This is a genomic window from Neorhizobium galegae (assembly GCF_017877135.1).
GTDB lineage: Bacteria > Pseudomonadota > Alphaproteobacteria > Rhizobiales > Rhizobiaceae > Neorhizobium > Neorhizobium galegae_A.
In genome coordinates, this window is record NZ_JAGIPH010000003.1 from 145694 (window position 1) to 169404 (window position 23711).

The following is a 23711-nucleotide window of genomic DNA, read 5'->3' on the forward strand; positions in this document are numbered from 1 at the left end:
CTTGTCTCCTTCACACGTCTCGCCAAGCCGATGATTCTTCACGCCGGCAGTATCTTGCCGGGGTTCATGATGTCGAGCGGATCAATCGCCTGTTTGATCACGCGCATCAGGTCCACGGCCTCGCCATGCTCTGCACGCAGATAATCGATCTTGCCGGTGCCGATGCCATGTTCGCCCGTCGAGGTGCCGCCGAGCGACAGCGCCTTCAGCACCATCTTCTTGTTGATCGCCGCAACCGCTGCCAGTTCCTCGGTATTGTCGGGGTCGATGGCGAAGACGACATGATAGTTGCCGTCGCCGACATGGCCGAGGATCGCGGTGGGAACGGGGCAGGTGGCGAGAAGTTCGCGCGTGAAGCGGATGCATTCGGCGAGCGCCGACACCGGCACGCAGACATCCGAGGACCAGCCGCGGGCACCCGGCCGCTGCGAGACAACGGCATAGAAGGCATTGTGGCGCGCTTTCCAAAGGCGGTTGCGCTCCTCGGATGTCGTAGCCGAGGCAAAAGCCCGTCCGCCATTCTCGGCGGCAATCGCTGCCACCTGCTCGATCTGCTCCAGCGTCGAGGCCGGCGAGCCGTGGAACTCGAAGGCCAGCGTATCTTCGACGGCAAGCAACAGGCCGGCATGGCGGTTGACGGCTTCGATCAGCCCGCGATCCATGAATTCCATGCGCGCGACGGGAATACCGAGCTGGATGACGGCAACGGCCGTATCGATCGCCTGCGCGGTATCGGCAAACGAGCAGAGCGCGGCGGTCGTGCTTTCCGGAATGCCGTAGAGCCGCAATGTGACCTCGGTGATGATGCCGAGCGTCCCTTCGGATCCGACGAACAGCCGGGTGAGATCATAACCGGCCGACGATTTGCGCGCCCGCCCGCCGACCCGGATCACCTGGCCACTCGGCAGCACCACCGTGAGGGAGAGCACGTTTTCACGCATCGTACCGTAGCGGACGGCATTCGTACCGGATGCCCGCGTCGCGGCCATGCCGCCTAGGGTGGCGTTGGCGCCCGGATCGATGGGAAAGAACAGACCGCGGTCGCGAAGCCAACTGTTCAGGGCTTCGCGCGTGACGCCGGCCTCCACGGTGCAGTCCAGATCCTCGGGGCTTACCCTGAGGATGCGGTTCATGGCGGACAGATCGATCGATACTCCACCTTTTACTGCAGAGAGATGGCCCTCCAGCGAGGTGCCGGCGCCGAAGGCGATGACGGGGACCTGATGGGTGGCACACAGGCGCACGATGAAAGAGACATCGTCCGTGCTTTCGGCAAACACCACCGCATCCGGAGCGGCGGCCGCATGATAGGATTCACCGCGACCATGCTGTTGGCGAAGGGCTTCGCCCTGGGAAAACCGGTCACCGAAGCGAGCCGTCAGGGCTGCGGCAAGATCCGGGGCAAGGCTGCTCATGCCGGATGTTCCGCGGGTCCCGTCGCGATGGGTGTGTCGCCCGGAATGCCCCATTCGGCCCATGAGCCGTCATAGAGCGCGGTATCCTCCTTGCCGATGAGGTGAAGGCCGAACAGCAGGACGCCTGCCGTGACCCCCGAACCGCAGGACGCGACGACCGGTTGGTCCAGATCGACACCGGCGCGAACAAAGGCCGCGCGGATGGCGTCCGGCGACAGCACCTCTCCCGTGGCCGGATTGCTGAGCGTCGTGAACGGCAGGTTGCGGCTGCCGGGAATGTGGCCGGCGCGAAGGCCGGGCCGGACTTCCGCCTCCGTCCCCTCGAAGCGTGGTGCGGAGCGCGCGTCGATCACCTGTTCCGCCTGCGTGGTGAGGTTTGTGAGGAGTGCTGTCTTGTCCCGCAGAAGGTCTGCGCGAAAGCGCGCCGTAAACGATGCGGGCCGGGGTGCCGGAACCTCTGTCGTCACGGCGCGTCCCTCTGCAAGCCAGCGCTTGAAGCCGCCATCCAGAATGGCGACCTTGTCATGACCGAAGACGCGCCATGTCCACCAGACCCGTGGCGCCGACATCAGCCCATGCGTGTCATAGATCACCACCAGCGTGTCGTTTCCGACGCCGAGCTTGCCAGCGACCGCTTCGAATTCGGCGGCCTCCGGCAGCATGTGCGGGAGGGGCGTCCCGGATGCGGCGATCCGGTCGATATCGAAGAACCGGGCGCCGGGAATATGCTGGCGCGCATAATCTTCCGTCGCGGTCGGCGTCACGCCGGGCAGCTTGTAGGAGCCGTCCAGGAGGACAAGGTTGTCGGAGCCAAGGTGATCGGCAAGCCACCGGGTGGAGACCAGCGGGCCGGGCAGGGAGATGGACATGGTCTGTCTCGTCAAGCGGGAGGAAAAATCAGGCGACCAGACGTTCGCCGGCGAGGTGGCGCTCGAGGAAGGGCAGGCTGTCCTGCCCCCAGTACAGTTCATCCTCATACCGGAAGGTCGGGATTCCGAAGACACCGGCCTGCTTTGCGCGCAAAAAATTGGCATCCAGAACGGCTTGAATATCGGCGTCGCCGGCGCGGGCCTCCAGCCGCTGCGCGTCGAACCCGGCCTTGGTTACGATGGCTGCGCGGACATCGGGCGCGCCGATATTGTCTGCCCGTCCCCAGAGCGCCGTTTGCAGGGCTTGGGTGAGGGCGATCCAGTCGAGGCCGTCGATCTGCGCGGCGACCACCAGCCGGCCGGCTGGCGTCGGATCCGAAAGACCGGCACGGTTGTCGAGGGCCAGCGGTTTGTTGCGAAGAGAGGCCCAGCGCCTGAGATCACGCAGCCAGTAGGCGCGCCGCGCCTCGGGCCGATTGCGGGAATAGATCGCGCCGTTTTCCTCGATCAGCGGGATGAGGTGAGGCTGCACCGTGGCCTTATGGCGGGCGGCGACCTCGAGAAAGGCGTCAAAGCCGATATAGGCCCAGGGCGAGCCGATGCCGAAGAAGTAGTCGATGACCTGTGTCATGTGCGTGCCGTTCCATAAAGACTGTCAAAGAGTGCAAGGGCGCAATCGCGGGCAACCAGTGCGGACTGCGGCTCCCGATTGACGGCGATGGTGGCCAGTGCGCCTTCGTAGAGAAGGGCGAGATGGCGGGATGCCAGGCTGAGGCCCGTCTCATCGGACGGAATGCCTGCGCTGGAGGTGATGCGACCAAAGATGTCGAGGATCGTAGCTTTGTGCCGTCGCGCCACCGAGACGACCCGTTCGGAATCACCATGTTCGGCAACCGCAAGCGCGAAGGCGCAACCGCGAAAATCCGGACTTTCCGCCTTTTCGAAGAGACGCTGGAAGATCGTATCCACCTGATCGCGCGGCCGTTCGACAGTGCGAAGAACATCCTCCAGAGACGCGACCACCCGCTCATGTCGTTGCAAGAGGTAGGCGGCGACAAGATGATCCTTGGAGGGGAAGTGTCGATAAAGCGTCGCCTTGGCAACGCGGGCCTCCTCGATGATCCGGTCGATGCCGACTGCACGGATGCCGTCCCGGTAAAACAGGGCGCCTGCAGTGGAGAGGATCTGGTCCTGGATGGGAATGGTCATTGTGTCTGTCCTGGTGCTCCGCGCTCGGCGCTCTCAACGGAAGGGGGCCGCCCTTTCGCCTCGTGGTGACGATGTCAGAACGCGGCAACCGCGCGAATGTCACGGGTCCCCGGTTTGTGTCCGTCGCGCGCAAGTTCGGCGGCGGCCCGCTGGAAGGCCGCATTGAGGGGCGTCTCGACACCATGCAGCCGGCCCAGCCTGACGATCTCGCCGTTCAGATAATCGACCTCGCTCGAGGCACCCCGCGTAAAACTCTGCCAGGTGGATTGCTGGCCCCGCTCGATGCCGCTGCCTTCGGCGATGCGCCATCCGGAAATGTCGACGGTTCGTTCGGAGCGGGCGGCGGGGTCATGGCCGGCGGCCTGAAGAACGCGGCGCGCCTCCGCGACCAGCGCGTCCACAGCCGTCGTCCGCACGTCCGCATCTCCAGCAAACAGCTCGACGACGTTGGTCACGTTATGCTCCAGCTTGGCGGCCTTCCAGCGCCGGATATCGGCCCGCGCCTCCACCAGATAGTTTGCAGCCGTAAGATCCGCGGCAATGGTGCGGGCCGTGTCATCAAGGCCGTGCGGGTACCGCCCGACAGTCACCACGCCGAGCTGCGGTTCGCTGCCGACGACGACTTCGCCCGTGACCGTGAAGCGTGCCGGAATGAGAATGCTTGCGGCATAGACGTGCGAGAACCGGCGAAGGGCGATGTCTTCGGCGGCAAGGCCGTTCTGGAAGGTGACCAGCGGTAGGTCTGCCGCAAGGCCGCCGCCTTCGACAGGCTGCCAGGCCCAGAACTCCGTTGCCGCCTCCACGTCCTGCGACTTGACCGTCAGCAGCAGGATATCGCCCGGCGCGAGGCTTGGCGGGCTTGCCGTGTCGTGAATGTTCAGGCGCACCGTGCGGGTTTCCGCCGGCCGGCGATAGGTGAGCCCGTGCGTGGCGATATGGGCCGCCTGTTGTCCGCGACCGACAAGGGCATAGGCGATGCCTCTCTGTTCGAATTCCGCAGCAAGGCTCGCGCCGACAGCGCCGGCTCCGATGATGATGTAGCGTGTCATGGGATCATGTCTTGACGGGAGGAGGTGATGGCGGTGAAACGGAAAAGAGCTCAGGCGGTGCGAAGAACCGGCTGCTCCACAGAGGCATTTCGCTCGTCAAGCTGCCAGCGATCGAAGGCCGTACGCCCGAGCATGGAAATCGACGTATCCTCCTGCGGCGCATGCACAAGCACGGCCTGGATATCGCGAAAATGCCGCTCAAGGCCCAGCTCGGCACCGAGCCCGGGATTGCCCAGACCGCGGACAGCCAGTTGTACGGCATCACGCAACTGGCGCCCGGCCAGAAGGCGTGCACGGACCAGACGTTCCGCATCGGCCTGTCCTGTCGACAGGGCGTCGAAGATGAGCTGCCGCGCACCGCCGATCAGGAGATCGATCTCGCCGGAGAACGTCACGAACCGCTCCGTGCGCGCGACGGGGTGCCCGAGATTGGTCGGAACGCGCTCATGGGCAAAACGGCTGAACGCCGCCTGGGCCGCTTCGGCAACCCCGAGATAGAGCGAGGTCAGGGCCAATGTCATGGCCGCGTGGCCGCGATTGTCCTGCTGGGCAACCTCCGTTCCCGTCAGGTCCACCACATTCTGCAGGGGAATTTCCACGTCCTCATATTCCACGTCGTGAGAGCCGCTGGCCCGCATGCCGAGGCTGTCCCAGTTCTCGATGATGCGGATGCCGGGTAGACCATTCGGGACCACGAAGGTGCCGACCCGTGTTGGCGCCTCGTCGGTATGGGCCCAGACGAGGAAATGCGTCAGCCCGTGCGCACCCGTCACGAAGCGCTTGCGGCCGGAGATCGACCAGCCGCTTGCGGTCCGGCGGGCCCGGGTTGCGGGCAGTCCGCCACGGGCAGGCGAGCCAAGCTCCGGTTCGACGCGGGCTGCATTGAGGAGAAGCGGACGCTCTTTCGCCTCAGCCAGCAGGCTGAGATAAAGGTCTTCCGGCCAGTGGTTTCTGGAGGCCTGCGCCAGATGGTTGAAGAGCGTCATGGCGGTGATCAAGGCGACCGACGGGTCGCCACGGCCGAGCGCCGCAAGGATATGGGCGGTATCCAGAAGGGAAGCACCCCTGCCGCCATAGCGTTTCGCCACCGTGCTTTCCAAGAGGCCGCTTGCGTGAACGGCACGAATGCCTGCCCAGGGAAATGCACCACTGCGATCGACCTCGGGCGCTGCGTCTGCAACGGCGCGGACGATCTGGTCGAGCTGGCGGGGATCGAGAACCATCGGCAGAGGCCCTTTCAAAATGACCTAAAATTGGCTGCCGCCCCTTGAGGAGAGGAGGCATCGAGAAAAAGGTTTCCGGCAGATATCCCTCCTGCCGGAAACAAAGGCTCAGGCCGCGGCCTTGTTCTTGGCGTTCTCACGCTCGCGTAGTCCCTCGCGGACCAGCGGCAGCACGTAGCGGCCATAATCGACGGCATCGTTGAAATTGTCGTAGCCGCGGATCGAGATCAGATCGGCGCCGAGATCGACATAATCGAGGATCGAGTCGGCAATGGTGCGAGGGGAACCGACAAGGGCGGTTGTCGCACCGCTGGCATTGGTCGCCGTGACCGTCGGATACCAGAGCGCCCGGTCATGCACGTCGCCGCGCTTGGCGATGTCGAGCAGGCGCTGCGAACCGACATTGGCGGGTGGAGCGGCCGAGAGAGGCGCGCGGCTCAGGCCCTTCTGGCGGTTTTCGTTCAGGCGGTCGAGCACACGGTGTGCCTTTGCCCAGGCGAGTTCATCCGTTTCCGCGATGATCGGGCGGAAGGTGACCCAGATGCGCGGGCGATCCTTGCGCCCGGCCTTGGCCGCCTCGTCATAGATCCGGTCGATCTGCTGCTTGGTTTCCGCCAGCGGCTCGCCCCACAGGCCGAAGATGTCGCAAAGCGAGCCGCCGATGCGATAGGCGGCGTCCGAGGAACCGCCGAGCGAGATCGGGATCAGGCCCTTCGTCGGGCGCACCGCGGCACGGAACTGCTTGAACTGGTAGTATTTCCCCTCGAAATCGAAGGGTTCGGTGGACGTCCAGGCGAGGCGCAGGATGCGGATATATTCTTCCTGGCGCTCATAGCGTTGTTCCTTGTTGAGGAAATCGCCTTCCCGCGCCTGTTCCTCGTCGCTGCCGCCAGCGATGAAGTGGACGACGACGCGCCCGCCGCTCAACTGGTCGAGCGTGGCCAGCGATTTCGCGGCCACTGTCGGATAGACCGTGTTGGGACGCAGCGCCACGATGATCTTGATCTGCTTCGTGTGTGCGAGGATCGTCGCGCCGAGCGTGAACGGATCGAAGGACGCCGAGGAGTAGGGGATGAGCGTGTAGTTGAAACCGTAATCGTCGAGCGCGCGGGCATATCTCTCCAGGAACAGCGGATCGACCGGCGCATCGGGAATGGGGGTTAGGTCATTGGAGGCGTTGGCGAAGCTTGCACTGATAAATTCTACGGGCATCTGACGAGGTCTCCATTCCGATTGCCGAGCGATAGGGTCAGGCTAAGGGGCTGAACATCTAGGAGAAAGACAGGTCTTTCTATTCTATCGAATTAATGGAAAATATTGTTCCTGTCGGGTAGGCGCGGTCGATGGCCGCGCCTGTCCTGCTTTTGTCAGGTGGCTGGTGTCCAGCCGAGGTGCGGCGCCACCGTCTCGGCGAGATCGCGCAGCACGCGCAGGTTCTCCTCCAGGCCATGGGCGGGCGGAAGGAAGAGGACGAGTTCGTCGGCGGCCGCAAGACCAGGATCGGCGAGAACTGCTTCGGTAACCTCGTCGGGCGTCCCTTGAAACACCGGGGAAATCTGTCTGCCCGAAGGCAGCTGCCCCGGAGCCACCGGCGTAAGCGCGCCCTTTGGCCGCGAAGCGGCGATCCCGAGCGTGCGGCGCTCCAGATCATAGGCCGCATATTTTTCCCGCAGTTCGGCGGTCGTGCCGACAAGAATGGATGCAGCGACGGCGACCGCGGGCGGCTCGGTCTGCCAGATCCGCCGCCAGGCCGAGCGATAGGCCTCGATGATCCGGGCCTGGTAGGCACCGAAGCTTTCGCCCTCCGCATGGCCGTGCTGCACGGTTCCGGTGATCAGGCCAATGCCGAGTTCGGCGGCCTGGATGGCGGACGACACACTTGCGACGCCCTGCCGGATACGGTTGCGAAGCGTCGGGCTGTGGGGCGTCACGCGCAGCTGCGTTCCTTCCGGAGCGCCCTGGCCGGGACCGTCCACCGTGTGGAGCACCTCGCCGGCGACGGCGGCCAGGAAGCGTGCCTGCCGACGTTTCGCCTCGGTTCTCGAGTCTGTGTCGACGGCGCCGAAGACGGCATCGAAGGCGGCGTTTTCTCCGGTCGAAATCGCAAGTTCCAGCCGGCCATCGACGAGAAGATCGGTCGTGCCGGCGGCTTCCGCCAGCAGGATCGGATCCTGGTAGCGCATCGGAATGACTGCGGAGCCCAGCGTGATGCGGCTGGTATGCTGACCGACGGCCGCGAAGAATGGCAGCGGTGAGGAGAGATAGTTGTCGAAGTGCCGTTGATAGGACCAGCCGGACTGGTAACCGAAAGCTTCGGCGGCCTGATAAAGGGCAATGCCATCGCGCAGGCCCTTCGCCGGTCCGTCGATGTCGTTGAACGACACGCGCGTATTGAAGCCGAGCCGCGTCTTCGGGCGAAAGTGCGCAGCCGCGACGGTCTGTTGCAAAGCGAGGGTCATGCAAATATCTCCTGACGCAGGTTGGCTGCCTTGTGTGTCGCGGTCTGTGAGGCGTGAACCCCGGCCGGGATCGAATCCAGGAGGGCCCTGGTATAGGGTTGGCGGGGGGTATCGAAGATGTCCGTCACGGACCCGTGTTCGACGATGCGGCCCTTGCGCATGACCGAAACGGTGTGGGCGAGCTGTCGCACCAGAGCGAGGTCGTGAGAGACGAAGACATAGGTGAGGCCGAGGTTGGCCTGCAGCGACAGCAGGACCTCGACAATGTCGGCCTGCACGCTGACATCGAGCGCAGAGGTCGGCTCATCGAGCACGATCACATCCGGCCGCAGGACGAGGGTGCGCGCGATGGCGACCCGCTGGCGCTGCCCGCCGGACAAGGCGCCCGGTTTGCGCTGCAGCAGGTGGTCGCCCAGTCCGACATTGGCGAGCGCCTCCCGCACCTGTGCGCGCCGTTCAGCGACCGTACCGATCCGGTAGCGATCGAGCGGTTCGCGCACCAGCTGTTCGACCGACCAGGTCGGGTCAAGCGAGGTGAACGGGTTCTGGTAGACGAGCTGCAGATGGCGCCACACCGCGCGCTGCGAGCCCCGGTCGGAGCCGGATATTGTTTCACCCGACACGGTGATGCGGCCGGCATCGGGCTCGTCAAGGCCGAGAAGCAGCCGGATCGTCGTCGTCTTGCCGGAGCCGGATTCGCCGACCAGGGCGTGGGTGGTGCCTGCGGCAACCGAGAAGCTGATCCTGTCGACAGCCGTCAGCGACTTGCCATCGACGGAGAAGGTCTTGCTCACGCCCTCGACGGCAATCTTCGTGGCCGTGCCCTCCCGTCCGTCGAGGCGATGAAAACCGGGGTCCCTGAGCGCCGCATAGCGATCCGGATTGAGCGCCGGGACATCTGCATGCAGCTTGCGGGCATAGGCGGAAGAGGGGGCGGAGAACACATCTTGCGTCCTGCCGGCCTCCTGCACCGTGCCGTCCTTCAGCACGACGAGCTTGTCCGCCCGTTCCGAGGCAATCGCCAGATCATGCGTGATCAGGAGAAGGCTGATGTCGAGATCGTGTTGCAGGCGCGACAGGAGGTCGAGGATGCGCTTCTGGATCGTGACGTCGAGAGCCGAGGTCGGCTCGTCCGCCACCAGAAGCGCCGGACGCGGCAGCACGGCAAGCCCGATCAGCACGCGCTGCAGCATGCCGCCCGAGAGCTGGTGCGGGTAGGAGTCGTAGACGCGGCCCGGATTGTCGAGGCCGACTTCGGCGAAGGTGTCGAGGATCAGCGCCTTGCGCAGTGCCTTGTTCGGCTCGTCGGTGAGGGCGGCGGCCTCCTGCGCCTGCGCGCCGATGGCGCGCACCGGATTGAGTGCATTGGCCGGATCCTGCGGGACAAAGCCGATGGCGCGACCGCGCAGCGTCCGGAAATGCCGTTCGGATTGTTTGAGGATATCCTGCCCGTTGAAGGCGATGCGGCCATCGGCATGGGCACCGTCCGGCAACAGCCGCAGGACGGCCTTGGCAATCGTCGATTTGCCGGAGCCGGATTCGCCGATCAGGGCCAGGCTCCTGCCACGCGCGAGATCGAAGCCCACATCATCGACGACGGTGCGTCGACCATAGGCAACCGACAAGCCATCCACCTTGAGCAGCGGCGGCGTCAGAAGAGCGGATAGGGTGTCCGGGCGTTGAGTCAGTTTGTCTTGCGAAGCCATCGGCTGATCCTGTTGACGGAGAGGACGGTCACGATCGTGACGAACGCAGGGGCGTAAACCAGCCAGGGCCATTTGAGATAATCCTTGCCGATCGAGATCAGCAGGCCCCAGTCGGAAGCGGGCGGCGGGTCGCCGTAGCCCAGAAAGGCAAGTCCGGCGATGACGAGGATGGAGAGGCCAAACTGCAGCACGGCAAGCGGCAGAACCGAGCGCGAGGCATTTGGCAGGATGTGACGGATGAGGATGTACCAGCGCGATCCGCCGAGAATGAAGGAGGCTTCGATGAAGACGGCCTGCCGGGTCTTGATCACTTCCGACCGCATGACGCGGGCAAAGATCGCGACGGCGGAGATGCCGGTGGCAATGGCCGCATTGGTGGTGTTGAAGCCGAGCGCGGTGACGATGATGACCGCCAGCAGGAAGCTCGGAATGGCCAGCAGCATATCGACCAGCCGCGCCAGAACGATATCCGTCCAGCCCCCCAGGAAACCGGAGAGAAGGCCGATCAGGCCGCCGATGACGACGCCGATGACAACGGCGATCAGGGCGCTGGTGACCGATGACGACGTGCCATAGACGATGCGTGCATAGACATCGCGTCCCAGATGGTCCGTCCCGAACCAGTGCGCAAAGCTCGGGCCAAGCAGCTTCTGTGCCGGCACGCCCACGACCGGGCTGTAGCTGGTAAACAGGCCGGGTGCCACGGACCAGGCAATCACGACGATGATGATGGCCAGGGAGAGCGCGACGCTGATCGGGATGCTGAGCCGCTTCCCGTTCCTGCGCTCCGTTTCCTCAACCGGGTGCGATGAAAGGACGACGCTCATGAGGGGATTCCTTCAACACGGTCATCGAAGGCGTCATCGCCCGTTGCCGGACGCGGTTTCACCGTTCCGATCAGCTTTACGCGCGGATCAAGCAGCGGATAGACGAGATCGGCAAGGAGGTTGACCACGACGAAGGCGACGGCTGCGAGCGACACCACGGCCTGGATCACCGGCAGGTCCTGCGTGGTGACCGACCGCTGCACGAGGCTGCCGATCCCGGTGCGTCCGTAGACCGTTTCTGTGATCAGCGACCCGCCCAGAAGTTCGCCGACGGTGAGCGCGACAACCGTGACCACAGGCAGTGCGGAGGGTTTCAGGAGATGGCGGAAGAACAACCGGGACTGGGAGATGCCCCGACCCCTGGCGACGGCTGCGTAATCCTGCCGGGCTTCGTGGTCGAGATTGGCGATCAGCACTTCGGCAATCTGGGCGGACACCGGGATGCCAAGCGCCACGGCGGCAAAGAAGGTCGCCCAGAAGCTGTCCGCATTGATGACCCTGAAGAGCCCCAGCTGAAACCCGAAGATATGGATCAGCACGAGACCGATGACGAAATTCGGCACGGACAGGAACAGGGAGGGAAAGCCCCTCAGTAGACCCTGGCCATAGCGGCGAGGCAGGAACTGCGTTCCGTAGCCAATGACCAGTGCCAGGACGATGGCGACGGCAAGCCCGGAGGTCGCGAGAACCAGCGTCGACGGCAAGACCTCCGCGATGAGGGTCGATACCGGCCGGTTGGAGCGCATCGACAGGCCGAGATCCCCGGACAGGAACTGGCTGAGCGAAGCCCACAGCTGCACGAGCACGGGCCGGTCAAGGCCCTGCGCCGCGATGATCTGCTGGATCTCCTGTTCGGAGAAGCCGTTCTGCGGATCCCGCAGAACGTTGGTGATCGGATCGCCGGGCAGGACGCTGACGACGATGAAGGTGAACACATAGGACAGCAGGATCACGATGACCGCCTGGCCGATGCGCTTTGCCGCGTAGTCCAGATAGGAACGGTTCATGCCGCTTCCTCCTCACGCTCTGTCGCAACAGCCGGCGTCATTCGCTCTTGTAGGCCGTGTAGTAGCTTGCATAGGCAACGCCGTTGTAGACTTCACCCTTCAGCGTCGGCGACTGCACATAGATGCGCTGGACGATCTGCGTGCGGGGAATGAAGTAGCCCTGTTCGAGCACATATTTCTGCAACTCGTTCAGCAGCGGATTGCGCACGTCGGTTGAGGCGGCGCCAGCGATCTTGTCGCGCAGCTCGTTCAGCGTCTTGTCGCTGTCGTCCAGATTGAACCAGTTTTCGCCATTGTTCGCATTGGTCAGGATGCTCGCGATGGTGCCGGCATCGATGAAGCTGCGCGTCACTTCATAGGCCGGCACGGTCGGCCCGCCATATTTGACGCGGTCCGTGAAGGTGACGACGTCAAAGGCGCGGATGTCCACCTTCCAGCCGATCTTGCCGAGCTGCTGGGCAATCAGTTCGTCAATGGCCTTTGCGGTGGCAAGATACGGATTGGAATGAAGGGTCAGTGTCAGCGGCTTGCCGTTCTTCGCCCTGACGCCATCCGCACCCTTCACCCAGCCCGCCTCGTCCAGAAGCTTTTCCGCCTTGGCCGGATCATAGGCCAGCAGAGCGGACTGGTCCGTGGCGCCGGGCACATTGCTCTGGATGAAGGACGTCGCCAGCTTCCAGTCGGGGGTATAGACCGTATCGATGATCTCCTGGCGGTTGATCGCGGCCTGCAGGGCCTGGCGCACCTTCACGTCGTTGTAGGGCTCGAGCTTGGTATTGATCGCCCAGCCATTGACGAAGCCGAGATAGCGGGGCGTCGCAACGGTGAAACCCTCATCCTTCAGGGACTTCAGTTCCTGGGGCGAAGCATTGTAGGCGACATCGGCCTGAGAGGACTGGACGGCGGACACCCGCAGCGAAGGTTCGCTGACGATCTTGTAGGTGATTCTGTCGAGGTAGGCCGGCCCCGTATGGCCGACGGCGGGCGGCCCCCAGTTATAGTCCTTGCGCTTGACCAGCGTGACGTGATCGCCTTCCTTCCAGGATTCCACCACATAGGGACCACTGCCGGAGGTCTTCGCCAGATCGGCCTGTTGCGTTGCCGGCTGCGCCAGCGTCTTTGGTGAAATCAGGATCGAGCCATGGTAGCCAAGCGTCGGGATGAAGCCGAGCGTCGGCTTCTTGAACGTCACCTTGACCGTCTGCGGGTCGATGACGTCGGCGCGATCATAGGTCTTCGGGAAAAGGGCGATCGGGTTGATGCCTTCGTTCTTGCGCCCGGCATACCAGATGTCGAGATTGGCGACGACCGCAGCGGCATCCAGCGGCGTCCCGTCGGAGAAGGTCACGCCCTTCTTGAGATGCAGCGTAAACTCGGTCGCCTCTGCGTTCTGCTCCCAGCGCTCCGCAAGCCACGGGCTCACCTTGCCATCCGCGTCAACGTAGACCAGCTTGTCCGTGACATGCCCCCAGACGTGACCCTGGAAGCTGGAGATCGCGCTGTTGTTGGGGATCCACGTCCCGCCGAGCGAGTCGATCAGGAAGACAATATCGCCGCCATTGCGCGGATCCTCCGCGCTCAGCGCCGGATTGACGCCGGTGAAGGTGACCGCTCCAGCGAGAAGGAACGCGGAGCCGGCGGTCAGCAGGCGGCGGCGGGTGATTGAAACGAACTGTGCAAGGTGTGACATTTGAAATCCTGGTCTTCGAGTGGCAGATCAAGGGAGGAATGCGCGATGCCCTTGCGGCCTCGGCGCTGCGTTCAATCGGTGCGTCAACCTGGGCAACAGCTACAGGATCGAGCGAGGTCGACGGTCGAGCGCGGCGCTTTCGGCATGTTTTCCTCCTGGCAAATCCGGGTTGAACCAATGCTATGAGCCTAGCGATGCCGTCGCCCGGAGAGAAAGACTGGTTATTCTTTTTCTATGGTTTCTGTAGAATATCTTGGCGCGTTGGGGCGGCGCATTGATTTGCCGTGCTAGCCCATGAAATCGGAATAGGGTGAGACTGCCGTGGCGGACGCGCAGCAAAGCCGGGACCCGCCCATTCTCCCTTCGGCATTCAACGCATCCCAAAGTTTGCCATTGAGCCGTGAGCCCGGATTGGTGCGCGACCCCGTGCGTGTCTTCATCCACGCCATGGCTGCCGGACGTCTGTCAAAAGCCTCCGTCCCGTGATATGTGGCGCCGTCCTGGGTCAAGCGCAGCCACGCCCGATCGGTGACGCTGCCGTCCTTCCGCTTCCGCGCACCGAGAGCGCATAAGGCCACGGTCCGTTGCGACCGACGGAGATCACTTCGGGTTCGCTGGACCGGATCCGGTGCTGACATCGCCGAATTTGGTCCAGGACAAGCATGAACAAGACGGAGAAAGACATGCAGCAAGAGCCTGGAAAACGTGCGGAAACCAAGCCTTCCAAGGCCCCCGTCTTCGCCGTTGCGCCGATGATCGACTGGACTGACAGGCATTGCCGGTTCTTTCACCGGCAGCTGTCCGAACGGGCCGTGCTTTATACGGAAATGGTGGTGGCCGATGCGATTTTGTATGGGCCGCGCGAGCGGCTTCTCGGGCATGATGCGGCCGAGCATCCGGTGGTGCTGCAGCTTGGCGGGTCGAACCCGCAGAAGCTCGCCGAGGCGGTGCGGATCGCGGCCGATTTTGCCTATGACGAGATCAACCTCAATGTCGGCTGCCCGTCCGACCGGGTGCAGAGCGGGACGTTTGGTGCCTGCCTGATGAAGACGCCGGATCTGGTGGCCGACTGCGTTTCGGCGATGAAGGCTGCCGCCCGCGTGCCGGTGACGGTGAAATGCCGCATCGGCGTCGATGACCAGCAGCCGGAAAAGGTGTTGCCGGCGTTTGTTGCGCAGATGGCGGATGCCGGCGCCGATGCGGTGTGGATCCATGCGCGAAAAGCCTGGCTGCAGGGGCTTTCGCCGAAGGAAAACCGCGATATTCCGCCGCTCGATTACGATCTGGTGCATGCGGTCAAGCGGGATTTTCCTCATCTTTTCATCGGGATAAACGGTGGAATTGTGGATCTGAATCAGGCGCTTCAGCATTTGAATCATGTCGATGGCGTGATGCTGGGGCGGGCGGCCTATCAGAATGCCGGACTGCTGACCGGCGTGGACCATGCGATCTATGGCGCGCCGCATCGCGATTTTGACTGGCAGGCGCTGTGCGAAACGATGATGGCCTATGCCGAGCGCGTGATGGCCTCCGGCGGACGGCTGAACCATGTGACGCGCCACATGGTTGGCCTGTTCCAGGGTTTTGCCGGGGCGCGGCGCTATCGCCAGATCCTCTCCTCGGAAGCGACAAAACCCGGCATCGATCCGGAGCTGATCGCGCGGGCCTTTGCCGCCGTGGATATTGCCGGCGGCCCGACGCGGGGGGCGGACAGTGCTGCGCGCGCCGACATGGCCGAGAGTGCCTGATCAGGGCCGGGGGCTGACCTCTGCATCGGTTTGCGCGCCGGTCTCCGCTGTGATTTTTGTGAGATAGCGGTGAAGCCGGCGCCAGAAGCGGTTGGGCAGAAGCGAGCGCATGACGGCGGCGGCCGCCACCATCTGATCGGGATCGGCGTGCTTTGCCCAATCGGCGGGCAGCGTGGGCTGGGCGAAACCGGCGAACATGTTTGAGCACAGCCTGACGAATCCATCGGAATAGGTTTTGTTGCAGGTGAGGCTCCTGTCGACGCAGACGGGCAGCCCGTCATAGATCATGGCGCCGCAGCAGCGGCCCGCACGGCGGCAGGCCCGCAGCTTGCAACAGAACTGCGGGTGGCCAAGCCCCTCGGCCACCCGGCGCAGATAGGTCTCCTGGGTAAAAAGCTGTTCAGCCATGGTTCTTCCCCTGTTTTTCGCGCAGGCCAAAGACCCGCGCGGCCGCATCGGCCCGTGGTGAAATTTTTACGAAATCATCAAACCGGTCGGGCCGCTGAGAGCTGCCGCATAAGGTTTGGAGTAAATGACACCTCTCAGCGTCCCGTTCGGCGGTTTATGCTCGCGATTGGGGCCTCTCTGCCTGAACCGAAGGCCAGCACCTTTGCCGCCGCCCGCGCCGAAAACTCTCCCGGAGGGAAAAGATCCGGACGGATCACGGGCGGCCGATGCCCGCCTGCGGTTCCCCTGTGTGCCGCACAGACACGCCCGGCGCGCTTGCTGGACTGGAAACGGCCAAAGACATCCGATGCCCCGCCATTTCCCCCGTGTCGCCGGAGGGAGACCAATTTCCGCGAACCCTTTTCGGAAAGACCTGCGTCGTCTCTTCCCGCCAAGCGCCGGCCCCGCATCGCCGGCACGCCTGCCGGTGTATCCGCTGCGGGACGGAGGCATTATAGGGGCACGGGCAGGGGGTGGGGAAAATGTGAGGGCAGATTTTTTTTTAGGGTGGGGGCGCCTGGGGGGGCTTTGAAGGGGGTGTGCCGCCAACGGTCGTCATCCTCGGGCTTGACCCGAGGATCTGCTGTCGGTGGATGTTCTTGTGGAACGTGAACAGGGCCGGGCATCAGGTGTCGCAGCTGAGTTACCCCCCCTCTGGCCTGCCTGCCTCTCCCCCACAGGTGGGGAGATCACTGTGGGGTCAGCGTGTTCGTTCTTCGTGAAGGGGAGGCGGCAGGCGACAATGAATGGTCGGTCATGGGGTTCTCCTCGTGATTGGGGCATGAGGCGAACCGGGAGCGGGCCGAGATGTTCCGGATGCGGCGGTGGATCCTCGGGTCAAGCCCGAGGATGACGGCGTATGTGAGGGCGGTGGTGCCACAAGTGAGGGTAGCGGTGTGCACTCGTGGAGTTGGCAAAGTAGTGACTGCGGGGACAATGTTGGGGCAGGGCCGCCTACGGTCGTCATCCTCGGGCTTGACCCGAGGATCTGCTTGCGGTGGAAGGGTGGATCGAAATTGGGCGGGTAAAGGCACAGTGACTGGATGGGAGGCTGCCGCCATCACCGCGTTCCTCGGGCAGCAAATGAGCAAAAGGAAGCTCAAAACGTGGGGGCACTTCCGATATATTATCTTATCGAGTTATCGCATCTAACTGTCGCTGAATCATAAGGGTTGCTTCGTGCATCCAATGCATTTCGCCGATTTTCACTACTACCGTTGATAACTGCGCTGCATTTGCAACGGTGAAACTCAAGATTGCAATTATTGTGGCCTTGGAGATTGCAGAGGAAGTGCCCTTCGATACGCTCTTAATAGTGTCATCAAGAAACTCTGCGCCATATTGGTAGACCTTTGCTACCAAATTTTCGACCGTCCGCAGTAGGGCGAAAGCCGCACGTTTGGAAAAAATCTCAGGTGATTCAATCGCATGCCTGAGAAGTAGTATGGATTTTGGTACATTGTCGTCTACATGATCTTCTAATTGCGACAAGTTTTTAGCAAGTCCATCAGCGGCCGACAAAATTGTACCGACATCAGCGCGATCAAATTCAGTGTTAGCGGCGTTTTCCACAAACTGTTCCCAAGCCGGAAATTGGGATATGTAGAGATGGACGGATGCTGTGAACCCCTTGAGCATGCCGTTTATGGCCGATGGCAGTTCTTGCTCAAACTGGGACGAAATAGAGGAGCAGCTTATATTCATAAGCCCCGTTTTGACTATATTTGTATCCTCTTCGAGGTTTTTTCTGATGTTTGTAACGCTTTCTAGAAGCCTCTTATCGCAGTTCGAGTTTATTAGGCTTTCGATTAACGCGTTGCCTTGCTGAATTATTGCGTCAAGGGCCTGCCGAATATTCTCGGTGTCGCGAGAGTTTTTTATATTTACCTCGCTTAGGACTTTAAGTCTTCCATCATCAAAATAAAATTTTACAGGCGAAATTTTTTGTTCAGGAACAATTTTTTTCACCGCTTCGGAGCTGAAGTGTACGCCTCTTGTTTCGAAAAGATTTTGTTGATAGTCTTCTGTTCTAACTATCTCAAAAAGCTTGGATAGAACTTTTAGTCAAGTTCGAATATTCTGGCCGGAAAGCTGGTAATTCTCTTCGAGTAAAAGCTTTCCCCTCCCTGCTTGAGTGCCATTCAATAGTTTGATTGGTGTTGCGCCTAGTGTATTTAGTTCTTCGCAATTTTCCAAAGAATTTAGTTCGCGGCGAATTTTTTCCTGAAGAAACTTGATATCTCTTCCCTGACCAAGGCGCCTATGACCCTCGTGAAGCGAATTTAACAGGAATCTTACGCCCTCGATACGCATTGAAAATCTTTGGGCATCTTCAAATTCTTCTGGACTTCTGCTTACGAAGCGCACGCCTACAGTCTGCCTAAGACTGGCTAAAAGCCTGGATATTTCAGATCGAACGTCCAAATATTCAAATTTATCTTGCACAATGAAACATCCGTTACTTTGAATTCCTAAGGTTACATTATAATAATTCGATGCTGAAGCCTAATAAATTAAGTCCTTGCCAGCCCCTCATCCGGCTGCCGCCACCTTCTCCCCGTCGGGACGGGGAGAAGGGCGATGGGGTTAGCGTCCCGGTCGTCCCGTTTTCCCCTTGGTCCGCGACTTGCGTTTCTGATCACCTGCATCCTCGTAACTGCCGGCGCCGACCTTGCCGCGGACGATAGGGCGGGGGTCGTCTTTGGGGGCGCGGTCGGGCTGGCCTTCGAGGAGGGGTGAAAAGCGTTTGGCAGACGCGTCGGACGGTTTTTCCGGGAGTTTGCCGATCACGGGTTTTTCGGTGCGGCCGACGGTCATTTCATCCAGCGTGTTCTTTCGGAACAGCGGTTTTGTGGCGTCGGTGCCGGGGCCCATGTGGTCGAGCTTGGGTTTGGCGAAGTAGGACGACGCGGTGGCAGGTGAGGCGCCCCCCTCATCCGCCCTGTCGGGCACCTGCCGGGGTCGAGCCGCCGGTCTCGACCCGTCCTCTGGACCCCCGCTGGGGAGAAGGGATTCCCGCGTGGCCTTGGCGTTGCGCTTGATGCCTTCCATCGCCTTTGATTCTTCGCGTGCCATGGGGTCATCCATGGAGGCGAGTTCGACGGCCTTGAGGCGCTTGATTTCGTCGCGCAGGCGAGCGGCCTTTTCGAAATCGAGGTCGGCTGCGGCATCGCGCATGCTTTTTTCGAGCGCGTTGAGGTGGCTCTGCAGGTTGTTGCCGACGAGGTGGCCGCCATCGGCAAAGCCCTTGCCACCCTGGCCGGTGCCGGAAATGTCGGCGCGGACGTGGTCGCGCTCATAGACGCTGTCGAGAATGTCGGAAATGCGTGCCTTGACCGATTCCGGCGTGATGCCGTGCTCGGTATTGTAGGCCATCTGCTTTTCGCGGCGGCGCGCGGTTTCATCCATGGCGCGCTGCATGGAGCCGGTGACCTTGTCGGCGTAGAGGATGACCTTGCCGTCGACGTTACGTGCCGCACGCCCGATGGTCTGGATAAGGGACGTTTCCGAGCGCAAAAAGCCTTCCTTGTCGGCGTCCAAAATGGCGACGAAGCCGCATTCGGGAATGTCGAGGCCCTCGCGCAAGAGGTTGATGCCGACGAGCACGTCGAAGGCGCCAAGGCGCAGGTCGCGGATGATCTCGATACGCTCCAGCGTGTCGATGTCCGAGTGCATGTAGCGCACGCGAACACCCTGTTCGTGGAGATATTCGGTCAGATCCTCGGCCATGCGCTTGGTAAGCACCGTGCAGAGCGTGCGATAACCCTTCTGCGCGGTTTCGCGGATTTCGCCCAGAACATCGTCCACCTGTGTGCGGGCGGAGCGCACTTCCACCGGCGGATCAATGAGGCCGGTCGGGCGGATGACCTGTTCGGCAAAGACGCCGCCGGACTGTTCCATCTCCCAGTTGCCGGGTGTGGCGGAGACGGCGACCGTCGGCGGGCGCATGGCATCCCATTCCTCGAAGCGCAGGGGTCGGTTGTCCATGCAGGACGGCAGGCGAAAGCCGTATTCGGCAAGGGTGGCCTTGCGGCGAAAGTCGCCGCGATACATGCCGCCGATCTGGGAAACGGAGACGTGGCTCTCATCGATAAAGAGGAGGGCGTTGTCGGGGATGTATTCGAACAGCGTCGGCGGCGGCTCGCCGGGGCGACGGCCGGTGAGATAGCGCGAATAGTTCTCGATGCCGGCGCAGGAGCCGGTGGCCTCCATCATCTCGATATCGTAGCGGGTGCGCTGTTCCAGACGCTGGGCTTCGAGCAGGCGGCCGCCTTTTTCCAGCTCGGCGAGGCGCAGCTTCAGCTCTTCCTTGATCGCCTTGATGGCGCCGTTCAGCGTCGGGCGGGGGGTGACATAGTGCGAATTGGCGTAGATTTTCACCGATTTCAGGTCCCCGGTCTTCTGGCCGGTCAGCGGATCGAACTCGGTGATGCTGTCGATCTCATCGCCGAACAGCGAGATGCGCCAGGCGGCATCTTCCAGGTGGGCGGGGAAGATTTCGATCGTATCGCCGCGCACCCGGAACGAGCCGCGGGTGAAATCCATGTCGCGGCGCTTGTATTGCTGGGCCACGAGATCGGCGAGCAACTGGCGCTGGTCGATGCGGTCACCCAATTCCATCTGGAAGGTCATGGCGGTGTAGGTCTCGACCGAGCCGATACCGTAGATGCAGGAGACCGAGGCGATGATGATGCAGTCGTCACGCTCCAGGATGGCGCGGGTGGCGGCGTGGCGCATGCGGTCGATCTGCTCGTTGATCGAGGATTCCTTCTCGATGAACGTGTCGGAGCGCGGCACATAGGCTTCCGGCTGGTAATAGTCGTAGTAGGAGACGAAATATTCCACCGCGTTGTCGGGGAAAAAGTTCTTGAACTCCGAATAGAGCTGGGCAGCCAGCGTCTTGTTCGGCGCAAGAATGACGGCCGGGCGCTGCGTCGCCTCGATGACCTTTGCCATCGTGAACGTCTTGCCGGAGCCGGTGACGCCGAGCAGGACCTGGGAGCGTTCGCCGGAATTGATGCCTTCCACGAGATCGCGGATGGCCGTCGGCTGGTCGCCGGCGGGTTCGTAATCGGAGGCCATGCGGATGGGGATGCCGCCCTCCGATTTTTGCGGGCGCGCGGGCCGGTGCGGCGTCCACATCTTGCCGTCCTTGAACAGCGGATTGCCGCTCTCGATCAGTTTTGACAGGGCGTCGACGGTGGCGGTGACCGCGCCCGGCGCCAGCGACTGGGCATCCTCCAGCGAAAGATCCATGCCCGCGACCGGATTGAGGCCGGCGGCGGCACGCGTCTTCGGATCGGAGGAAGCGCCGATCGACACGCCGCGGGAGGTTTTGGAGGCGGTGGTGTTCTTGTTGGTGCTCACGGCCGCACCGCCCTTCGGGCTGGCCTCCGCACGGGGCGCCGGGCGCCCGGCGGCGGCCGCCTGGCCGCTGCGCTTTGCTCTGTCTGCTTCCTCTTTCGCCTCGCGGATTGCGGCCTCGCGGGCGGCGATCTCGATCTTCTTGCGGTGCTTGCCGGCCTTGGAGGCGATCTCGCGCTGCGTCTCTATGCCGGAGGCTTCCGCTTCGGCTTCCAGCTGCTTCACCCAGTCGGAGACCGAGCCGGAGAGGGGCGCGCCCTCGAAGGCGGCCTGAGGCGCTTCCTCGAAACCGGAGGCGTTTGCCGGGCGGGAGGTCTTGCCCGGATCAAAACTCTGGGCGGCGGATTTTTTCGGAGCTTTCGACATGGCCGGAATATGGAGGCGTTGGCGGCGAAAGGGAAGAGTGCAGCGAAACAAATTGGGAACGGAATGTCGCGCGCGAGGTCATCCTGGCGCAAGATGCGTGTGACCATATCCGCACATTCGAAAACAACGGGCGCCGGGCCGGCGCCTCCGGGAAAGGGATGTCTTCATGGATACGGTCGAGCAGCGCCAGCGCCTGAAGGAAAGCATGCCGCAGACCACGCTCGGTCTGCACCACACGGAAAACTGCCGCTTGCTGCCCAATCGCAGCGAATTGCTGCAGCGTCTGCCGCGCGGTGGCGTGGCGGCCGAGATCGGCGCCGCCTATGGCGATTTCACCGCCGAGATTTTGAGCCTCAACCATCCGGCCCAGCTGCATCTGATCGACGCCTGGGACACCGACCGTTACCGCATCGGGCTCGAGCAGATCCGCGAAAAATTCGAGGCGCGCATCGACAAGGGCCAGCTGCAGATCCATCAGGGCCTGTCGACGGTGAAGCTCAAGGAGTTTCCCGACCAGTTCTTCGACTGGGTCTATATCGACACCAACCACACCTTCCACACCACCTGGGAGGAACTGGTGCTCAGTCATCACAAGGTGAAGAAGGACGGGCGCATCTGCGGCCATGATTTCTGCACGGGAAACATCATCACGCCGGTGGTCTATGGCGTCGTCGAGGCGGTGACGAAGTTCTGCCAGGATGCGGGCTGGCAGTTCGAATACCTGACGATGGAATCGCACGGGCATTTTTCCTTCTGCCTGCGCCGTCTCTGAGCGCCTGGCGCGTCATCAACACTTGGTGCGGCCACAAAGGCGTTGGCCTTCGGCGCCGCTTGCTCTACAGACGGCGGCAGGCGGTCCGCGTTCCAGCCCGGGCGACAGGACCCGTCCGCTGCTCTGGAGGCTGATCGCACATGTTGTCCCCCGAAAAACGGCTGGCCCTCAAGCAGAGCATGCCGCGCACCATGCTGTCGCTGCATCATACGGAAAACTGCCGGCTGCTGCCCAACCGCACCGAGCTTCTGAACCGCCTGCCGCATGGCGGCGTGGCGGCCGAGATCGGGGTTGCCTTCGGCGACTATACGCGCGAGATCATGGCGCTGAACAAGCCGCGCCAGCTGCATCTCATCGATGCCTGGGATCTCAGCCGCTACAACGAAGGCTATGAGACCGTGCGCTCCGCCTTTGCCGACGAGATCGCGGCAGAGCGCGTCAAACTGCATGTCGGCGGCTCGACGGACATGCTGCCCAGCTTTGCCGATGCGACCTTCGACTGGGTCTATATCGACACCGACCATTCCTACCAGAATACCTGGAACGAACTGGTGCTGTGCAATGCCAAGGTGAAGCCGGACGGGCGCATCTGCGGCCATGATTTCTGCACCGGCAATGTGCTGAAGCCGGTGGTCTATGGCGTCGTGCAGGCGGTCAACCGCTTCTGCGTCGAGTTCGACTGGCAGTTCGAATTCATGACCGTCGAGCCGGACGCGCATTTTTCCTATTGCTTGAAGCGTCTTTGACGGATCAAGGGCGGGTCAAGGCGCAACCGTGACCCGCACGCCGGCCTGGTCGAGCTGGGCGCGCAGCCCCTTGTCGGGTTCGCCATCACAGACCAGTTCGTGCACGTCGCCGACATGGGCAAGCTTGACCAGCGCCCGCCGGCCGAACTTGCTGTTATCCACCGCCAGCAGGATGCGCTCGGACTGGCGCATGGCGGCCTGCACGGCAGCGACTTCCGAATGGTCGTCATCGCCGATGTCGCCGGCCGAATCGATGCCGCTGACCGAGATGACGGCGAGGTCAAACTTGAAGCGACCGATGAATTCCGGCGTTTCGGCGCGAAAGACACCCGCATCGACGGGGCGTACGAAACCGCCCGGCACCGCCACGGTAAAGTTCGCGCCCTCGCTCAGCAGCGTTGCAACGCGCAGCGAATAGGTGACGACGCGCAGTCCCGTATGGCCGAGCAGCGCCTGGGCAATCGCCTCGCAGGTGGTGCCCGTGTCGATGAACACGGCCGAGCCGTTTGCGATGCGGCGCGCCACCGCAAGCCCGATCCGCTCCTTGGCATCGGCATTTTCAACGCGCCGGGCGCGCAGCACCACCGGATCGATGGGCTGGGCGAGCGTCACCCCGCCATGCAGGCGGCGCACCTTGCCCAGCAACTCCAGCTCCTGGACGTCCCGGCGCGCCGTCTGGGTGGTGACGTTGAAATGCCGCCCGATGTCCTCCAGCGAAATATAGCGGACCTGCTCCAGCTGACGCAGGAGTTCCGACTGTCGCCGGGTCTTCTTATCCATTCCTTGCCCCTTATGGGTATTGCCGCATCTGGGC

The 23711-nt window shown here is 62.6% G+C and carries 20 protein-coding genes; 3 read left to right on the forward strand and 17 right to left on the reverse strand.

What is annotated here, in order from left to right; all coding sequences use genetic code 11:
• Positions 1-38 precede the first annotated feature (38 nt).
• The 12 genes from J2858_RS10960 to J2858_RS11015 all read right to left on the reverse strand — a co-directional run bounded on the left by J2858_RS10960 (position 39) and on the right by J2858_RS11015 (position 13454).
• Positions 39-1415 carry an FAD-binding oxidoreductase gene (locus J2858_RS10960; RefSeq protein WP_210104851.1) on the reverse strand — a complete coding sequence of 459 codons (1377 nt, stop codon included), beginning with the start codon at positions 1413-1415 and terminating at the stop codon, positions 39-41.
• Complete coding sequence (gene sseA, locus J2858_RS10965) at positions 1412-2284, reverse strand: 3-mercaptopyruvate sulfurtransferase (protein ID WP_210104852.1); 873 nt, start codon at positions 2282-2284, stop codon at positions 1412-1414. Before sseA ends, J2858_RS10960 begins: the two co-directional genes overlap by 4 nt.
• 28 nt (positions 2285-2312) lie before the next feature.
• Positions 2313-2915, reverse strand: coding sequence for a 2-hydroxychromene-2-carboxylate isomerase (locus J2858_RS10970; protein ID WP_210104853.1), 603 nt, complete (start codon positions 2913-2915; stop codon positions 2313-2315).
• The gene (locus J2858_RS10975; RefSeq protein ID WP_210104854.1) at positions 2912-3493 is read right to left on the reverse strand and encodes a TetR/AcrR family transcriptional regulator; all 582 of its coding nucleotides are present in this window, start codon (positions 3491-3493) and stop codon (positions 2912-2914) included. The genes J2858_RS10970 and J2858_RS10975 overlap by 4 nt, the downstream gene beginning before the upstream one ends.
• Positions 3494-3567: 74 nt before the next feature.
• Positions 3568-4542 (reverse strand): ketopantoate reductase family protein, encoded by a 975-nt coding sequence (locus J2858_RS10980; RefSeq protein WP_210104855.1) that lies wholly within the window; start codon positions 4540-4542, stop codon positions 3568-3570.
• Positions 4543-4592: 50 nt separating this feature from the next.
• Positions 4593-5765, reverse strand: a complete 1173-nt coding sequence (locus tag J2858_RS10985; RefSeq protein WP_210104856.1) for an acyl-CoA dehydrogenase family protein — start codon at positions 5763-5765, stop codon at positions 4593-4595.
• A 108-nt stretch (positions 5766-5873) separates the two neighbouring features.
• On the reverse strand, positions 5874-6977 hold the full coding sequence (locus J2858_RS10990; RefSeq protein ID WP_210104857.1) for an LLM class flavin-dependent oxidoreductase: 1104 nt from the start codon (positions 6975-6977) through the stop codon (positions 5874-5876).
• A gap of 155 nt (positions 6978-7132) precedes the next feature.
• Complete coding sequence (locus J2858_RS10995; RefSeq protein WP_210104858.1) at positions 7133-8224, reverse strand: LLM class flavin-dependent oxidoreductase; 1092 nt, start codon at positions 8222-8224, stop codon at positions 7133-7135.
• Entirely contained in the window at positions 8221-9930 is a 1710-nt protein-coding gene (locus tag J2858_RS11000; RefSeq protein ID WP_210104859.1) for a dipeptide ABC transporter ATP-binding protein, read from the reverse strand. Before J2858_RS11000 ends, J2858_RS10995 begins: the two co-directional genes overlap by 4 nt.
• Complete coding sequence (locus tag J2858_RS11005) at positions 9909-10757, reverse strand: ABC transporter permease (protein ID WP_210104860.1); 849 nt, start codon at positions 10755-10757, stop codon at positions 9909-9911. The genes J2858_RS11000 and J2858_RS11005 overlap by 22 nt, the downstream gene beginning before the upstream one ends.
• A complete protein-coding gene (locus J2858_RS11010; protein WP_210104861.1) occupies positions 10754-11764 on the reverse strand; it encodes an ABC transporter permease in 1011 nt (336 codons plus the stop codon). The genes J2858_RS11005 and J2858_RS11010 overlap by 4 nt, the downstream gene beginning before the upstream one ends.
• A gap of 37 nt (positions 11765-11801) precedes the next feature.
• Positions 11802-13454, reverse strand: coding sequence for an ABC transporter substrate-binding protein (locus J2858_RS11015; RefSeq protein WP_210104862.1), 1653 nt, complete (start codon positions 13452-13454; stop codon positions 11802-11804).
• A 683-nt stretch (positions 13455-14137) separates the two neighbouring features.
• On the opposite strand from J2858_RS11015, the gene dusA reads away from it, so the two are divergent.
• Entirely contained in the window at positions 14138-15202 is a 1065-nt protein-coding gene (gene dusA / locus J2858_RS11020; RefSeq protein ID WP_210104863.1) for a tRNA dihydrouridine(20/20a) synthase DusA, read from the forward strand.
• Here the strand turns inward: dusA and J2858_RS11025 are convergent, their stop codons facing one another.
• From J2858_RS11025 to uvrB, 4 genes are all read right to left on the reverse strand, one after another.
• Positions 15203-15610 carry a hypothetical protein gene (locus J2858_RS11025; RefSeq protein WP_210104864.1) on the reverse strand — a complete coding sequence of 136 codons (408 nt, stop codon included), beginning with the start codon at positions 15608-15610 and terminating at the stop codon, positions 15203-15205.
• Positions 15611-16780: 1170 nt separating this feature from the next.
• Positions 16781-17617 carry a hypothetical protein gene (locus tag J2858_RS11030; RefSeq protein ID WP_210104865.1) on the reverse strand — a complete coding sequence of 279 codons (837 nt, stop codon included), beginning with the start codon at positions 17615-17617 and terminating at the stop codon, positions 16781-16783.
• 96 nt (positions 17618-17713) lie between these two features.
• The gene (locus tag J2858_RS11035; protein WP_210104866.1) at positions 17714-18094 is read right to left on the reverse strand and encodes a hypothetical protein; all 381 of its coding nucleotides are present in this window, start codon (positions 18092-18094) and stop codon (positions 17714-17716) included.
• A gap of 141 nt (positions 18095-18235) precedes the next feature.
• Positions 18236-21379, reverse strand: coding sequence for an excinuclease ABC subunit UvrB (gene uvrB, locus J2858_RS11040; protein ID WP_210104867.1), 3144 nt, complete (start codon positions 21377-21379; stop codon positions 18236-18238).
• Between the two features lie 166 nt (positions 21380-21545).
• On the opposite strand from uvrB, the gene J2858_RS11045 reads away from it, so the two are divergent.
• Together J2858_RS11045 and J2858_RS11050 are read left to right on the forward strand one after the other, a co-directional pair.
• Positions 21546-22151: a class I SAM-dependent methyltransferase gene (locus tag J2858_RS11045; protein WP_210104868.1), complete on the forward strand. Its 606-nt coding sequence runs from the start codon at positions 21546-21548 to the stop codon at positions 22149-22151.
• Between the two features lie 140 nt (positions 22152-22291).
• The gene (locus J2858_RS11050) at positions 22292-22897 is read left to right on the forward strand and encodes a class I SAM-dependent methyltransferase (RefSeq protein ID WP_210104869.1); all 606 of its coding nucleotides are present in this window, start codon (positions 22292-22294) and stop codon (positions 22895-22897) included.
• Positions 22898-22912: 15 nt separating this feature from the next.
• On the opposite strand, the gene J2858_RS11055 is transcribed toward J2858_RS11050, so the two are convergent.
• Entirely contained in the window at positions 22913-23677 is a 765-nt protein-coding gene (locus J2858_RS11055) for a DeoR/GlpR family DNA-binding transcription regulator (protein WP_210104870.1), read from the reverse strand.
• Between the last annotated feature and the right edge of the window lie 34 nt (positions 23678-23711).